This window comes from Streptomyces sp., from assembly GCF_035644915.1.
In the GTDB taxonomy this organism is placed as follows: domain Bacteria; phylum Actinomycetota; class Actinomycetes; order Streptomycetales; family Streptomycetaceae; genus Streptomyces.
Map to the genome: position 1 here is coordinate 40297 of NZ_DASQNP010000052.1, position 14713 is coordinate 55009.

The following is a 14713-nucleotide window of genomic DNA, read 5'->3' on the forward strand; positions in this document are numbered from 1 at the left end:
CGGGCCGGGGCGCCGACGAGGCCGGGAGGAGCGGGGCGCCGACGGGCCGGAAGGAGCGTGGAGGAGCCGGGGCGGCGGGGTGCGGCGGCGTCACATGCCGAGCTTCGCCCCGCGGGCCCGGGCGACGGCCTCCTCGTCGCCCTCCACCTCCACGCGTGCCGCGTCCTGCCGGCCGGAGACGAAGACCAGCAGCTCGGAGGGCTCGCCCGTGACGGTGACGACCGGGGTGCCCCGGCGGGCCACCACCACCTGGCCGTTGGAACGGCGCAGCACCATGCCGACCGGCGAGCGGCGGCCGTAGAGCCGGGCGGCGGTGAGCTCCAACTGCCGCCACAGGGCGCCGGCGAAGACCGGGTCGATCTCGCGCGGCGTCCAGTCCGGCTGCGCGCGCCGGACGTCCTCGCCGTGCAGGAAGAACTCGACGATGTTGGCCGCCTCGTCGACCTGCTTGAGCGTGAAGGGCGACAGCCGCGGCGGCCCGGTGCGGATGAGCTGGATCAGCTCCTCGTACGGCCGGGCCGCGAACTCCGCCTGCACGCGCGCCAGCCGGGGCTGGAGGGCCTTGACCAGAAGGCCCCCGGCCGCGTCCGCGCGGCGCTCGCGCACCACGACGTGGGCGGCCAGGTCCCTGGTCCGCCACCCCTCGCACAGGGTGGGCGCCTCGGGACCGGCACTCTCCAGCAGATCGGCCAGCAGAAGGCGTTCGCGCCGGGCGTGGGTCGACATGCGGCCAGCCTACGGCCGCCCGCCGACCCACGCCACGGGTCGCGCCGGTCAGCCGGGCAGCGGCGCGGTCAGCTTCTTGCCGTCCAACTGGTTGCTGAGCGTCAGCGAGCAGGAGATCTGGTCCTCACCGCGGATCTCGTACGTCGACAGCGCCGGGTAGATCGCGTAGTAGTAGTAGACCGTGCCGTCCGCCGGCATCCGCTTCAGCCGCTTCTCGGCGTCCGCCTTGCACAGCGACAGCACCTTCTGCTGCAGCTCCGACTCGGTGGCGAAGTCGCCGGTGAGCGTCTCGTTGGCGATCACCTCGCCGTTGTGCGGCCCGTTGCAGGACCGCTTCTCGACCTCCGTGACGTCGCTGCTCAGCGACGGGTGGTCGAAACAGGTGCCGGGCTCGAGCACCACGTACGGGACGAGGTCGCTGGGCGCCGTCGTCACCTCCGGCGAGAAGCTCGGCGAGGGTATGTCGAAGCTCGGCAGGTCCGTCGGCTCGTCGGAGGCCGTCGGAGAGGGGTCCTCGACCTCGACCGTCGCACTCGGCGTGCTGTCCGGCTTCGCCGTGTCCTCCTTCTCCCCGTCGTCCCCGTCGGCGGCGAAGAGCACGCCGCCGACGATCAGACCGGCCACGAGCACCGCGGCGACGATGATCGCGGCGACCTTCCCGCCGTTGCCCCCGCCGCCTCCGCCCGGCGGGGGAGGGTAGGGACCGCCGGGCGCCCCGGGACCGCCCGGGCCGTAGCCGCCGGGCTGGCCGTAGCCACCGGGCTGGGCGGGGCCGCCGGGCTGGCCCGGATAGCCGTAACCGTCGGACGGCCCGGGGTAGCCGTAGCCGCCGGAGGGCGGACCCGGCGGCTCGGGCGGACCGAAGCCCTGGGGCGGACCGAAACCGCCGCCTGGGCCGGAGTTGTGCGCGCCGTTGGGCGGCGGTGGAAAACTCATGGGCGAAAGAATGCCGTACCCCACCGACACACGGAGTTCCGGGGGCGTCACAACACTGCCACAGCCGGGCAACCGGCGGGAGTGTCCACCGCGCCGGCCCGGCCGGGGGGCCGGGCGGAGGCTGTCGCGGTGCGCGCCGCCCGGGCGGCACAATGACCCCATGCCCCGATCCCCACTCGACCCGGCCGTGGCCGCCCGCCTCAAGCGCAGCCCCGACGGCCTGGTGCCCGCCATCGCCCAGCAGTACGACACCGGAGAGGTGCTGATGCTCGGCTGGATGGACGACGAGGCACTGCACCGTACCCTCACCACCGGCCGCTGCACGTACTGGAGCCGCAGCCGCGGCGAGTACTGGGTCAAGGGCGACACCTCCGGGCACGTCCAGTACGTGAAGTCCGTGGCCCTGGACTGCGACGGCGACACCGTCCTGGTCAAGGTCGACCAGGTGGGCGCCGCCTGCCACACCGGCGACCGGACCTGCTTCGACGCCGGCGAGCTGCCGCTGGGCGGGCCGGACGGCCCGGACGGCCCGCAGGGGCGGCCGGCATGACCGTCCCGGGCGCCGTCCCCGGCGCCGCCCCGGATCTCGACGCCTTCCGCACGCTGGCCAAGGACCGCCGGGTCATCCCGGTCACCCGGCGCCTGCTCGCCGACGGCGACACCCCCATCGCCCTCTACCGCAAGCTCGCCGCCGAACGCCCCGGCACCTTCCTGCTGGAGTCCGCCGAGAACGGCCGCACCTGGTCGCGCTACTCCTTCGTGGGCGTGCGCACCTCCGCCACGCTCACCGTCCGCGACGGCGAGGCCCACTGGCTGGGCACCCCGCCGGTCGGCGTCCCCACCGGCGGCGACCCCCTGGCGGCGCTGCGCTCCACCATCGAGGTCCTGCACACCCCCCGCGACCTGCACCGCAACGCCGACCTGCCGCCCTTCACCGGAGGCATGGTCGGCTACCTCGGCTACGACATCGTGCGCCGCCTGGAGCGCATCGGCGACAGCACCCGCGACGACCTGCGGCTGCCCGAGCTGACCATGATGCTCACCTCCGACCTGGCGGTCCTCGACCACCGCGACGGCACCGTGCTGCTGATCGCCAACGCCATCAACCACAACGACCTCGACACCGGCGTGGACGAGGCGTACGCCGACGCGGTGCGGCGGCTGGACGCCATGACCGCCGACCTCGCCCGCCCCGCGCCCGCCGGCGCCGCCCCGCTGCCGCCGTCGGAACTGCCCGAGCACACCGCGCGCTGGGGCGGGAGGGCCTACCAGGAGGCCGTGGAGGACATCAAGGAACGCATCCGCGCGGGCGAGGCGTTCCAGGTGGTGCCCTCGCAGCGGTTCGAGGCGCCCTGCCCGGCGAGCGCGCTCGACGTCTACCGCGTGCTGCGCGCCACCAACCCCAGCCCGTACATGTACCTGCTGCGCTTCGACGGCTTCGACGTCGTCGGCTCCAGCCCCGAGGCCCTGGTCAAGGTCGAGGACGGGCGCGCCATGATGCACCCCATCGCCGGCACGCGCCCGCGCGGCGCGACCCCCCAGGAGGACGCCGCGCTCGCCGAGGAGCTGCTGGCCGACCCCAAGGAGCGCGCCGAGCACCTGATGCTGGTCGACCTGGGCCGCAACGACCTGGGCCGGGTCTGCGAGCCCGGCAGCGTCGAGGTCGTCGACTTCATGTCCATCGAGCGCTACAGCCACGTCATGCACATCGTCTCCACGGTGACCGGGCGGCTGGCACCGGGCCGCACCGCCTTCGACGCGCTCACCGCCTGCTTCCCGGCCGGCACGCTCTCCGGTGCCCCCAAGCCGCGCGCGATGCAGATCATCGAGGAGCTGGAGCCGACCCGGCGCGGCCTGTACGGCGGCTGCGTCGGCTACCTCGACTTCGCGGGCGACGCCGACACCGCCATCGCCATCCGCACCGCCCTGCTGCGCGACGGGGTGGCCCACGTCCAGGCGGGCGCCGGAGTCGTCGCCGACTCCGACCCGGCGGCGGAGGACACCGAGTGCCGCAACAAGGCGGCGGCGGTGCTCAGGGCGGTGCACACCGCCGGACGGCTCGGCGGTAGCGTGGGAGGGTGACTTCCCCGCCCCCCGCGACCCCCTCCACGCCCCCGCCGTCCCCGTCCTCCGCCGCGTCCCGCCGGGCGCTCGCCGCGGCGCTGGCCGCCGGGGCCCTCGGCGCCGCCGCGGTCCTCGTGGCGGCCGGACGGGTCTGGGGCGAGGGCACCGCCGCCCTCCCGCAGGGCGAGCTGCCGGTGCGGGTCACGGGCGGCGAGGTGACCGGCCTGCCCAGCGCCCTGGCCCTGGTCGGACTGGCCGCCCTGGTCGCCGTCTTCGCCGTCCGCCGCGCCGGCCGGGCGTTCGTCGCCGCCCTCCTGGTCCTGTGCGGCGCGGGCACCGCGGCCGCCGCGCTGTCGGCCACCCGGGGCGGGCAGGGCAGAGCCGCGCTGGAGGCCGAGGCGGCCGGGGCCACCGGCCTGACCCGGGGCACGGTCGAGGCCGTCTCCTTCGGCGCCTGGCCCCACGTGGCCGCCCTCGGCGGCGTCCTGCTGCTGGCCGCCGGGCTGCTGGCCCTGCGGTACGGGCGCTCCTGGCCCGCGATGTCGGGCCGCCACGAACGCGCGGGCGGCTCCCGCCCGGGCGCCGCCCGCCGCCCGGCGCCCGGCGCGGACCGTCCCGAGGACCTGTGGAAGGCCCTGGACAGGGGCGAGGACCCCACCGCCGGGAGCGGCGGAAACCGCTCCTGACCCACCTGACACAATGGCCGGTGAGCGACCCCAGATCGGACCTACGAGGAGCAACTCAATGGCGGGCAACAACCACGGACACACTCCTGCCGCCTGGACCGGCGTCACCATCTCGTTCATCGGCTTCTGCGTCGCCTCGGCCTTCACGGTGATGGCCGAGCCGGTCGGGTTCTGGGCCGGAGTGGGGATCATCGCCCTCGGCGCCCTCGCCGGACTGGTGATGCGCTCGATGGGCCTGGGGCAGCCGGAGGAGTCGATGGGCCGGCTGACCGAGTCGAAGGAGCGGATGCCGAAGGAGCGGGTGGGGTCGTAGCCCGGCCGCCCGGGGCGGCTCACCTCCAGCGCGGTGCCGAGGTACGGCACCGCGCTTTTCCGTTTTTCCCCGTGTTTTCCGTGCTCTTTCGCGCTTTCCCGTGTTTTCCCGTGCCGCCGGCGCCGCGGTGCCCGCCATGTGGGACCGCGGCCGACCGATGCGGGTCCCGCGCCCGCGGCCCGATACCATCGCAGTGCGTGACGACGTGACCAGACCAGCCCCGCGCCCGGCGCAGGGACCCGAGCCAGCCAGGAAGGGGGCCGCTCGCGTGAGTGTGCTCGACGAGATCATCGACGGGGTCCGCGCCGACCTCGCCGAGCGGCAGGCGCGCGTCAGCCTCGACGAGCTCAAGGAGCGCGCGGCCAGGGCACCGCAGGCGCGCGACGGAGCGGCCGCCCTCAGGGGCGACAGCGTCAAGGTGATCTGCGAGGTCAAGCGGTCCAGCCCCTCCAAGGGCGCGCTGGCCGCCATCGCGGACCCGGCCGGACTCGCCGCCGACTACGAGGCGGGCGGCGCGGCGGTCATCTCGGTGCTCACCGAGCAGCGGCGGTTCGGCGGCTCGCTGGCCGACCTGGAGGCCGTACGCGGCCGGGTGGACATCCCCGTCCTGCGCAAGGACTTCATCGTCACCTCCTACCAGTTGTGGGAGGCCCGGGCGTACGGGGCGGACCTCGCCCTGCTGATCGTCGCCGCCCTCGACCAGGAGGCGCTGGTGTCGCTGGTGGAGCGGGCCGAGTCGATCGGACTGACCCCGCTGGTGGAGGTGCACGACGAGGAGGAGGTCGAGCGGGCCGTGGCCGCCGGGGCGAAGGTCATCGGCGTGAACGCGCGCGACCTCAGGACGCTGGAGGTGGACCGCGGCACCTTCGCGCGGGTCGCCCCCGAGATCCCCGAGGGCATCGTCAAGGTCGCCGAGTCGGGCGTGCGCGGCCCGCACGACCTGATCGCGTACGCCAACGAGGGCGCCGACGCGGTCCTCGTCGGCGAGTCGCTGGTCACCGGCAGGGACCCGAAGGCCGCCGTTGCCGACCTGGTCGCGGCCGGCGCCCACCCCGCCCTGCGGCACGGGAACTGAGCGGGCGGGAAGGACGGCGATGGCCCTCAGCGCACGCCTCGCCCGCGGCTGCCGCCCGCGCGGCTGCCGCGCGCCCGCGCGCCGGGTGCTGGGGCGGCGCGTGCGCTACCACATCGGCTCCGAGCCGGGCCAGATCAACGGGAAGCGATGGCGCGCCGCCGCCGCGCGCGACGGCCGCGGCCCCGCCGGCGTCCGACCGCCGCACGGGGCACGCCGGCCCCGGCGCGCGGCCGCCGAGTGCCGTCCCCGTCCCCACCGCGCCGCACCGTCCCGCGCCCTCGCGCCGGACCCGGCCGGGGAGCCGGGCGGCCTGCCGTTCCCTTCCTGACCACGACCTTCTCACGACCTTCTGGGGCGCCCGCGCCCCGACAAGGAGCACGTCGGATGTCGACCGACTTCTTCATTCCCGACCCCGAGGGCCGGGTGCCGACCGCCGAGGGGTACTTCGGCGCGTACGGCGGCAAGTTCATCCCCGAGGCGCTCAGGGCCGCCGTGGACGAGGTGGCGGCCGAGTACGAGAAGGCGAAGGCCGACCCCGCCTTCGCCGCCGAGCTGGAGGACCTGCTCGTCCACTACACCGGCCGCCCCAGCCCGCTGACCGAGGTGCGCCGCTTCGCCGAGCACGCGGGCGGCGCCCGGATCCTCCTCAAGCGGGAGGACCTGAACCACACCGGCTCCCACAAGATCAACAACGTGCTGGGGCAGGCGCTCCTCACCCGGCGCATGGGCAAGACCCGCGTCATCGCCGAGACCGGCGCCGGCCAGCACGGCGTCGCCACGGCCACCGCCTGCGCCCTGTTCGGCCTGGAGTGCACCATCTACATGGGTGAGATCGACACCCAGCGCCAGGCCCTCAACGTCGCCCGGATGCGGATGCTGGGCGCCGAGGTGGTCCCCGTCACCTCCGGCAGCCGGACGCTGAAGGACGCCATCAACGAGGCGTTCCGCGACTGGGTCGCCAACGTCGACCACACCCACTACCTGTTCGGCACGGTCGCCGGTCCCCACCCCTTCCCGGCGCTGGTGCGCGACTTCCACCGCGTCATCGGCGTCGAGGCCAGGCGGCAGGTCCTGGAGCGCACCGGACGGCTGCCGGACGCGGTGCTGGCCTGCGTCGGCGGCGGCTCCAACGCCATCGGCCTGTTCCACGCCTTCATCCCCGACACCTCCGTGCGCCTGGTGGGCCTGGAGGCGGCCGGGCACGGGGTGGACTCCGGCGAGCACGCGGCCACCCTGACGGCCGGCGAGCCGGGCATCCTGCACGGCTCGCGCTCCTACGTCCTCCAGGACGACGAGGGGCAGATCACCGAGCCGTACTCGATCTCGGCCGGCCTGGACTACCCCGGCATCGGCCCCGAGCACGCCTACCTCAAGGACACCGGGCGCGGCGAGTACCGCCCGGTGACCGACGACGAGGCGATGCAGGCGCTGCGCCTGCTGTCGGAGACCGAGGGCATCATCCCGGCCATCGAGAGCGCGCACGCCCTCGCCGGCGCCCTGGAGCTGGGCCGGGAGCTGGGGCCGGACGCGCTGCTGCTGGTGAACCTCTCCGGACGCGGCGACAAGGACATGGACACCGCCGCCCGCTACTTCGGGCTGTACGACGGCCCCGGCGGCACCGAGGCCGCGAAGGGGGACCGGCGATGACGGGACGGCTGGAACTGCTGGAACGCGTCCTGGCGGAGGCCAAGGACGAGGGGCGGGCCGCGCTGGTGGGCTACCTGCCCGCCGGGTTCCCCACCGTGGACGGCTCCATCGCCGCCTGCACGGCCCTGCTGGAGGGCGGCTGCGACATCGTCGAGGTGGGGCTGCCGCACAGCGACCCGGTGCTGGACGGGCCGGTCATCCAGACCGCCGACGACATCGCCCTGCGCGGCGGCGTCCGGATCGCCGACGTGCTGCGGACCGTGCGCGAGACGCACGCCGCCACGGGCGCGCCCGTGCTGTGCATGACCTACTGGAACCCGGTGGACCGCTACGGGCCCGAGCGCTTCGCCGCCGGACTGGCCGAGGCGGGCGGCGCGGGCTGCATCCTGCCCGACCTGCCGGTGGAGGAGTCCGAGGCCTGGCGCAAGGCGGCCGAGCAGCACGGCCTGGCGACCGTCTTCGTGGTGGCCCCCAGCAGCCGCGACGAGCGGCTGGCGAAGATCACGGCGGCGGGCAGCGGCTTCGTCTACGCCGCCTCCCTGATGGGCGTCACCGGCACCCGCGAGTCGGTGGGCCGTCAGGCGGAGGACCTGGTGCGCCGCACGCGCGCCACGACCGACCTGCCGGTGTGCGTGGGGCTCGGCGTCTCGAACGCCGACCAGGCGGCCGAGGTCGCCTCCTTCGCGGACGGCGTGATCGTCGGCTCGGCCTTCGTCAAGCGCCTGCTGGACCACTCCGGCGACCTGGAGGGCGGCCTGGCGGCGGTCCGGGCGCTCGCGGGCGAACTGGCCGAGGGCGTACGGAGCCGCGGCCGGTGAGCGCCGGCGGGTGACGGCCGGCCGGCCGGGAACGCGCCCGGGGCGTGCGGTCCCCTCCACCCGGAGGCGCCCGCACGCCCCGGCCCCGACTCCGGACCCGCGCCTCAGGGCGCGTGCAGCCGCAGCACGGCCCGCTCCGACCAGTCGGCCGGGGTGCCGCGCAGCGAGACGACGATCATGGTGAGGAAGGCCAGCGGAACGGTCCAGGCGGCCGGCTGCGCGAGCAGCACGGTCAGCCACGGGGACGACGGCCGGGTGGTGGCGGACAGCACCGCCGCCCCCGTCGCCGTGACCACGCCGACGGCCAGCCCGCAGGCCGCGCCCGCCACCGTCAGCCGGGTCCACCAGATGCCGAGCACCAGCAGCGGGCAGAACGTGGAGGCCGCCACCGCGAAGGCCCAGCCGACCACGACGCTGATGTCCAGGTGCGCGGCCGGCAGCGACAGCAGCACCGCCACGAACGCCCCCGCCGCCACCGCCAGCCGCAGCTTGGACAGCCCGCCGCCGAACAGGTCGTGGGAGAGCCCGCCGGCCAGGGCCAGCAGCAGCCCCGAGGAGGTGGACAGGAACGCGGCGAAGGCGCCGGTGGCCACCAGGGCCGTCAGCACGCTGCCCAGCGTGCCGGGGACGGCGGCCCCCGGCAGGACGACCGAGACGGTGTCGGTGGCGTTGCTGTGCACCAGGTGCGGGGTGAGGACCCGCCCCAGCAGCCCGTAGACCGCCGGGAACAGGTAGAACACGCCCAGCAGCCCGATCACCATGACGGCCACCCGGCGGGCGGCCCGGGCCGTGGGACTGGTGTGGAACCGCATGATCACATGGGGCAGTCCGATCGCGCCCAGCGTGGTCGCCAGCAGCACCGACCAGGTGGACAGCAGCGGCAGCCCGGCACCCTGGAGGTCGATCAGCGGACGGCTCCAGTCCCCGGCCGCCAGGTCCCCGGCGCGGACCGGGCGCAGCGCCTCGTCCCGGGTCCCCGCGCCGACGTGCACCACCAGGTAGACGGCCGGCACGGAGATGAAGACCAGCTTGACCAGGTAGTGGAACGCCTGGACGTAGGTGGCCGACCGCATGCCGCCCACCGCGATGGACGCGCTCACCACCAGCCCGGCCAGCACCACGCCCACCCAGTACGGAGTGCCGCTGACCAGGTGGAGGACCACCCCGGCGCCCTTGAACTGCGGCACCAGGTACAGCCACATGATCACCAGGACGATCAGCCCGCACAGCCTGCGGATCACGGGCGAGCCCAGCCGGTACTCGGCGAAGTCCGGCACGGTGAACGCCCCCGAGCGCCGCATGGGCCCGGCCACCAGCGCGACCACGGCGACGTACCCGGCGGTGAAGCCGACCGCGTACCACATCGCCCCGATGCCGTCCTTGAGCATCAGCCCGGCCAGCCCGAGCACCGAGGCGGCCGAGACGTACTCCCCGGCGATCGCCATGGCGTTCCAGCCGGGGGAGATGCGCCGGGAGGCGACGAGGAAGTCGGGGCTGGTGCGGGCCGCGTGGACGCCGTAGAGGCCGATGGCCAGGCTGGCGGCCAGCACCAGGCCGATCGCCGTCAGGGCGGCCGTGGCGGTCACGGGCCGCCCCCCGCGGCGCCGCCGCCGCGCTCCTCCACGCGCTCGGCGCGGCGCACGTGGCACAGGGCGAGCACCAGCAGCACCGGATAGGTGGCGACGGCCAGCACCAGCCAGGACAGCGGCACGCCCGCCACGGAGACCCGGTCCAGCACGGGCAGCGCCGCGATCGCCCCGCTGGCCCCGAACAGCACCGCTCCCAGCAGGGCCACCGTCCGCAGCGCGATCCGGCGCTGCGCGGCGAAGACGGCGCGGGCGGCCTCGGCGTCGGCCGGGGCGGGCAGCGGCAGCAGTTGCGGATGGCGGCGGTGGCCGCGGGCCAGGGCGATGCGGGTCTGCGGGCTGGTGACCTTCACCCGGCGCGCGCCGCTCATCTGGCCGCCCTGCCCAACTGGCCCCTGCGGGCCGCCTCCAGCAACTGCTCCTTCAGGCTCCGGGCGTGGCGGCGGCTGACCGGCACGTCACCGGCCGGGGTGCACGCCACCAGCCCGGACGAGCCGGTGACCCGCAGGTCGTGGACCCAGCCGACGGCCACCAGGTAGCCGCGGTGCACCCGCACGAAGCCCGCCGGGGCCCAGATCTCCTCCAGGTAGGACAGCGACAGCCGGATGAGGTGCGTGCCCTGGGCGGTGTGCAGCCGTATGTAGTCGCCGTGCGCCTCCACGAACTGCACGTCGTCGCGGCGCACGAACACCGTCCGGCGGCCGTGGTCGATCTGCACGACCGCCAGCTCGTCGCGGGGCTCGGACGCGGCGCCCCCGCCCGTCCCGGCCCGGCGCGCGGCGCCCACCCGGGACACCGACTCGGCCAGCCGCTCGGGCCGGATGGGCTTGAGGAGGTAGTCCACCGCGCCGATGCCGAACGCCTCGATGGCGTGGGACTCCGAGGCGGTGACGAAGACGATGGCGGGCGGCGCGGAGAGCTGGCTGATCACCCGGGCCACGTCCATCCCGTCCAGACCGGGCATGGAGATGTCCAGGAAGACGGCGTCGAAGGCGGTCGCCCCCAGCAACTGGACGGCCCTGGTGCCGCTCTCGGCCGCGTACACCTCGCCGATCTCGGGGAGGTCGGTGAGGAGGTCGGCGAGTTCCTCGCGGGTGGACGTCTCGTCCTCCACGACGAGGACCTGAAGGGCCCGCGGTGAACCGCTCATTCCGTCACCACTCCTCGCATGAATCGCGGCACCCGGATCGTCACCTTGGTGCCGTTGCCGGGGGCGGTCTCGATGACGAGCCCGTACTCCGGCCCGTACACGGTGCGCAGCCGCCGGTCGACGTTGGCCAGACCGACGCCCTTGGCGGGCGGGCCGACTCCGGCGAGGATCGCCCGGGCGAGTTCCGGCTCCATGCCCACCCCGTCGTCCTCGATCTCGATGACGCACAGGGGGCCCTCGCCGAACCCCGAGACGCTGATGTGTCCGGTTCCGGCCTTCTTCTCCAGACCGTGCCGCACGGCATTTTCCACTATGGGCTGGACGACCAGGAAGGGGATGGCGACGGGAAGAATCTCCGGGGCCATCCGGACGGTGATCTCCATCCGGTCGTCGAACCGGGCCCGCTGGAGCTCCAGGTAGGTCTGGGTGGCCTGGAGCTCCGCGGCGACGGTGACGTAGTCGCCCGCCGTGGAGAAGCTGTAGCGCAGGTAGTCCGCGAAGTCGGTGAGCAACTGGCGGGCGCGGCCGGGATCGGTGCGGATGTGCGCGGCGATGGCGGCCAGCGCGTTGTGCACGAAGTGCGGGGATATCTGGGCCCGCAGGGTCCGCAGGTCCGCCGCCGCGATCCGGGCGCGGGCGTTGCGCAGCTCGGTGTGGTCCAGGGCCTGCGACACCAGCTCGGCGACCTCGGCCAGCTCGCGCTCGGCCGGCACCGCGCCGTCGGGCCCGCGGACCACCAGGCAGCCCGCCAGCTCGTCCGCCACCAGCAGCGGGGCGGCGCACAGCGGGGGCTTGCGGAAGGTGGTGCCGTGTTCGTAGACCTGGGCCAGCACCGCGTCCAGGTCGGTGTCCGCCGGCAGCGCGCCGTGCCGGGCGACGGGCCCGTCGAGGTCGGCGAGGACGACGGCGTCGACGCCCAGCAGCCGCCGGATGCGGCGGGCGGCCGCGAGGGCCCGGCCGTCGTGCAGCCCGCCCTGGAGGTCGGCGCCGATCAGCCGCACCTCGCGCAGGACGCCCACGGTGGCGCGCAGCCCGGTTCCGGCCGCACCCCCGCGCCCCGCCCGGCCGCGCCGGGTGCCGATCCACGATCTCCTGGCCACGGGGTGACCGTAACGCACCGGAAGGCCGCGAGGAGCCCCCCGGCGTGTGCCGGGGGGCTCCCTGGGGCCCGGTGACGGGTCCGGCGCCAGGCGTGGGGGGTCGCGCCGGTGAGAAGAACCCGCCACCGGGTGTCCGGTGCGGCCGTGCGGTCAGTGCCGTGCGGCGCCCTCCGCGCCGGCGCCGGTCAGGGCCCGCACCTGGAGCTCGGCGAAGCGCCGCGGGTTGTTCTCGCCCGACATCAGGGTGCCGACGACCGCGCACAGCAGACCGAGCGGGATGGAGACGATGCCCGGGTTCGACAGCGGGAACCAGGCGATGTCGATGCCCGGGATGAGCGCCTTCTCGGTCCCCGAGAACACCGGCGAGAAGATCACCAGACCGACCGCGCTGATCAGGCCGCCGTAGATGCCCGCGACCGCGCCCTGGGTGTTGAAGCGCTTCCAGAACAGGCTGAGCAGCAGGGTCGGCAGGTTGGCCGAGGCGGCGATGGCGAACGCCAGGGCCACCAGGAAGGCCACGTTCAGGCCCTGCGCGAAGATCGCCAGGACGATCGCCACGGCGCCGATGCCGAAGGCCGAGAAGCGGGCGACCCTGATCTCCTCGTGCTCCGGCGCCCTCCCCTTGCGCAGCACGCTGTTGTAGAAGTCGTGCGCCAGGGACGAGGAGGAGGCGATGGTCAGGCCGGCGACGGTGGAGAGGATGGTCGCGAAGGCCACCGCGGCGATCACCGCCAGCAGGACGGCGCCCATGGTGTCCCCGCCGAAGCGGTTGCCCAGCTCCTGGGCGAGCTGCGGCGCCGCGGTGTTGCCCGCCGCGTCCTGGGCGGTGATGGCCTCCTTGCCCACCAGGGCCGCCGCGCCGAAGCCGAGGACCAGGGTCAGCAGGTAGAAGGAGCCGATCAGGCCGATGCCCCAGTTGACGGACTTGCGGGCGGCCTTGGAGTCCGGGACGGTGTAGAAGCGGATCAGGATGTGCGGCAGGCCCGCGGTGCCCAGCACCAGCGCCAGGCCGAGGCTGATCAGGTCGAGCTTGTTCCACAGCGTCTGCAGGGCGTCGCCGGGCACCTCGACGCCGTACCGCAGCCCGGGCTCCAGGAACGCCTGGCCGGCGCCGCTGGCCTGGGAGGCGTCCGACATCAGCGCGCCGAAGCTGAACCCGTACTCGGCCAGCACCATGACGGTGAGCAGCGCGGCACCGCCCATCAGCATGACGGCCTTGACGATCTGGACCCAGGTGGTGCCCTTCATGCCGCCGAAGCTGACGTACACGGTCATCAGGACGCCGACGACGACGATGCCCATGATCTTCGCGGTGTCGGCGTCCATGCCCAGGAACGTCTCGCCCGGCTGGATGCCCAGCAGCAGCGCGATCAGGGCGCCGGCGCCGACCATCTGGGCCAGCAGGTAGAAGACCGACACCACGATGGTGGAGACGGCCGCCGCGGTCCGCACCGGGCGCTGCTGCATCCGGTAGGAGAGCACGTCGGCCATGGTGAACCGGCCGGAGTTGCGCAGCAGTTCCGCCACCAGCAGCAGCGCCACCAGCCAGGCGACCAGGAAGCCGATGGAGTACAGGAACCCGTCGTAGCCGAACAGCGCGATCATGCCCGCGATGCCCAGGAACGACGCGGCGGACATGTAGTCGCCGCCGATGGCGAAGCCGTTCTGGATGCCGGAGAAGGACCGGCCGCCGGAGTGGAAGTCGGCCGCGGTCTTGGTCTGGCGGCTGGCCCAGACGGTGATGCCGAGCGTCGCGGCGATCATCACCAGGAACAGCAGCATGGTGATGATGCGGCTGCTGGAGCTGACCTCCGCGGCGAGGAACGTGTCGGTGGTCGCGCCGGTCATGCCCGGCCTCCCCTCGTGGTGGTGCGGGAGCCCGCGCGGGTCAGCTCGGCCCGCAGGTCGTCGGCGAGCGGGTCGAGCCTCCGGCCGGCGTAACGGGAGTACAGGATCGCGATGCCGAAGGTGGTGACGAACTGCAGCACCCCGAAGACCAGGGCCACGTTGACGTCACCGAACAGGACCGTGGACATCACCCCGCGGGCGTAGACCGACATCACCACGTACAGCAGGTACCAGACGAGGAAGGCGAGGCTCATCGGGAAGACGAAGCTCGTCAGCCTGCGCTTGAGATCCAGGAAGCGCGGATCGCTGTGCATGGCGACCATGCGGTCCTCCGCGTCCCCGGCGGGGTCCAGGGTTGGTTGTGGACGGTCTGCGGACACTGCCGCCTCCTTCATCGACACGACGCGGTGCGACACGACGTACGGGAGCGGAAAAGGAATGCGGGGAACGTAAGGTGCGTCACACCCGGGGTGAAGACGCGGGCCGGGACGTGCGACGAACGCCGGATGCGTGCGCCGAGCGGTGGGCCGCCGTGCGCCGACCGGTCGACATCTGCGCCGAACGGTCATCCCTGCGGGGGGAAACGGCGGCCCTGGTGCGCGGGACGGCGGAGCAGGCCGGGGGACCGAGCGGCCCGGACCGCGCCCGCTGCGTGCGCGGGGACGCGCACGAGGAGCGGACCGGCCGGGCCTTCCTCGCCCCCGGCTTCGCCTCCACACCGACCGTCCTGCCGGACGGCGGGACCTCCGCGGCGACCCGGCCGC

At 74.4% G+C, this 14713-nt stretch carries 16 protein-coding genes and 1 pseudogene; 9 read left to right on the forward strand and 8 right to left on the reverse strand.

Annotated elements, in window-relative coordinates; all coding sequences use genetic code 11:
- Positions 1-90 precede the first annotated feature (90 nt).
- Entirely contained in the window at positions 91-726 is a 636-nt protein-coding gene (locus VE546_RS05455) for a TIGR03085 family metal-binding protein (RefSeq protein WP_324919108.1), read from the reverse strand.
- 48 nt (positions 727-774) lie between these two features.
- A complete protein-coding gene (locus VE546_RS05460) occupies positions 775-1662 on the reverse strand; it encodes a hypothetical protein (RefSeq protein ID WP_324919110.1) in 888 nt (295 codons plus the stop codon).
- 160 nt (positions 1663-1822) lie between these two features.
- On the opposite strand from VE546_RS05460, the gene hisI reads away from it, so the two are divergent.
- The 8 genes and pseudogenes from hisI (at position 1823) to trpA (ending at position 8265) form a co-directional block, all read left to right on the forward strand.
- Entirely contained in the window at positions 1823-2212 is a 390-nt protein-coding gene (gene hisI / locus VE546_RS05465) for a phosphoribosyl-AMP cyclohydrolase (RefSeq protein ID WP_324919112.1), read from the forward strand.
- On the forward strand, positions 2209-3744 hold the full coding sequence (locus VE546_RS05470) for an anthranilate synthase component I (RefSeq protein ID WP_324919114.1): 1536 nt from the start codon (positions 2209-2211) through the stop codon (positions 3742-3744). Before hisI ends, VE546_RS05470 begins: the two co-directional genes overlap by 4 nt.
- Positions 3741-4412 (forward strand): TIGR02234 family membrane protein, encoded by a 672-nt coding sequence (locus tag VE546_RS05475; RefSeq protein ID WP_324919116.1) that lies wholly within the window; start codon positions 3741-3743, stop codon positions 4410-4412. Before VE546_RS05470 ends, VE546_RS05475 begins: the two co-directional genes overlap by 4 nt.
- Positions 4413-4470: 58 nt before the next feature.
- The gene (locus tag VE546_RS05480) at positions 4471-4725 is read left to right on the forward strand and encodes an HGxxPAAW family protein (RefSeq protein WP_324919118.1); all 255 of its coding nucleotides are present in this window, start codon (positions 4471-4473) and stop codon (positions 4723-4725) included.
- 268 nt (positions 4726-4993) lie between these two features.
- On the forward strand, positions 4994-5800 hold the full coding sequence (gene trpC, locus VE546_RS05485) for an indole-3-glycerol phosphate synthase TrpC (protein WP_324919120.1): 807 nt from the start codon (positions 4994-4996) through the stop codon (positions 5798-5800).
- Positions 5801-5819: 19 nt separating this feature from the next.
- Positions 5820-5966, forward strand: a pseudogene (trpM, locus tag VE546_RS27945) (tryptophan biosynthesis modulator TrpM); the annotation flags it as partial.
- Between the two features lie 218 nt (positions 5967-6184).
- The gene (gene trpB / locus VE546_RS05495) at positions 6185-7447 is read left to right on the forward strand and encodes a tryptophan synthase subunit beta (RefSeq protein ID WP_324919122.1); all 1263 of its coding nucleotides are present in this window, start codon (positions 6185-6187) and stop codon (positions 7445-7447) included.
- Complete coding sequence (trpA, locus tag VE546_RS05500) at positions 7444-8265, forward strand: tryptophan synthase subunit alpha (RefSeq protein WP_324919124.1); 822 nt, start codon at positions 7444-7446, stop codon at positions 8263-8265. Before trpB ends, trpA begins: the two co-directional genes overlap by 4 nt.
- A 104-nt stretch (positions 8266-8369) precedes the next feature.
- On the opposite strand, the gene VE546_RS05505 is transcribed toward trpA, so the two are convergent.
- From VE546_RS05505 to VE546_RS05530, 6 genes are all read right to left on the reverse strand, one after another.
- Complete coding sequence (locus VE546_RS05505) at positions 8370-9851, reverse strand: cation acetate symporter (RefSeq protein WP_324919126.1); 1482 nt, start codon at positions 9849-9851, stop codon at positions 8370-8372.
- Positions 9848-10222 (reverse strand): hypothetical protein, encoded by a 375-nt coding sequence (locus VE546_RS05510; protein WP_324919128.1) that lies wholly within the window; start codon positions 10220-10222, stop codon positions 9848-9850. Before VE546_RS05510 ends, VE546_RS05505 begins: the two co-directional genes overlap by 4 nt.
- Entirely contained in the window at positions 10219-11001 is a 783-nt protein-coding gene (locus tag VE546_RS05515) for a LytTR family DNA-binding domain-containing protein (protein ID WP_324919130.1), read from the reverse strand. Before VE546_RS05515 ends, VE546_RS05510 begins: the two co-directional genes overlap by 4 nt.
- Positions 10998-12101, reverse strand: a complete 1104-nt coding sequence (locus VE546_RS05520) for a sensor histidine kinase (protein ID WP_324919132.1) — start codon at positions 12099-12101, stop codon at positions 10998-11000. Before VE546_RS05520 ends, VE546_RS05515 begins: the two co-directional genes overlap by 4 nt.
- A gap of 150 nt (positions 12102-12251) precedes the next feature.
- On the reverse strand, positions 12252-13949 hold the full coding sequence (locus VE546_RS05525) for a cation acetate symporter (protein ID WP_324919134.1): 1698 nt from the start codon (positions 13947-13949) through the stop codon (positions 12252-12254).
- A complete protein-coding gene (locus VE546_RS05530; protein WP_324919136.1) occupies positions 13946-14329 on the reverse strand; it encodes a DUF485 domain-containing protein in 384 nt (127 codons plus the stop codon). The genes VE546_RS05525 and VE546_RS05530 overlap by 4 nt, the downstream gene beginning before the upstream one ends.
- A 152-nt stretch (positions 14330-14481) precedes the next feature.
- Here VE546_RS05530 and VE546_RS05535 point away from each other — a divergent pair.
- On the forward strand, positions 14482-14713 hold a 232-nt coding region (locus tag VE546_RS05535), incomplete at its 3' end, for a hypothetical protein (protein ID WP_324919138.1).

Coding starts and splice junctions, on each gene's coding strand:
- VE546_RS05455 (WP_324919108.1), bottom strand. CDS start 726: ATGTCGACCCACGCCCGGCGCGAACGCCTTCTGCTGGCCGATCTGCTG.
- VE546_RS05460 (WP_324919110.1), bottom strand. CDS start 1,662: ATGAGTTTTCCACCGCCGCCCAACGGCGCGCACAACTCCGGCCCAGGC.
- hisI (WP_324919112.1), top strand. CDS start 1,823: ATGCCCCGATCCCCACTCGACCCGGCCGTGGCCGCCCGCCTCAAGCGC.
- VE546_RS05470 (WP_324919114.1), top strand. CDS start 2,209: ATGACCGTCCCGGGCGCCGTCCCCGGCGCCGCCCCGGATCTCGACGCC.
- VE546_RS05480 (WP_324919118.1), top strand. CDS start 4,471: ATGGCGGGCAACAACCACGGACACACTCCTGCCGCCTGGACCGGCGTC.
- trpB (WP_324919122.1), top strand. CDS start 6,185: ATGTCGACCGACTTCTTCATTCCCGACCCCGAGGGCCGGGTGCCGACC.
- trpA (WP_324919124.1), top strand. CDS start 7,444: ATGACGGGACGGCTGGAACTGCTGGAACGCGTCCTGGCGGAGGCCAAG.
- VE546_RS05510 (WP_324919128.1), bottom strand. CDS start 10,222: ATGAGCGGCGCGCGCCGGGTGAAGGTCACCAGCCCGCAGACCCGCATC.
- VE546_RS05515 (WP_324919130.1), bottom strand. CDS start 11,001: ATGAGCGGTTCACCGCGGGCCCTTCAGGTCCTCGTCGTGGAGGACGAG.
- VE546_RS05525 (WP_324919134.1), bottom strand. CDS start 13,949: ATGACCGGCGCGACCACCGACACGTTCCTCGCCGCGGAGGTCAGCTCC.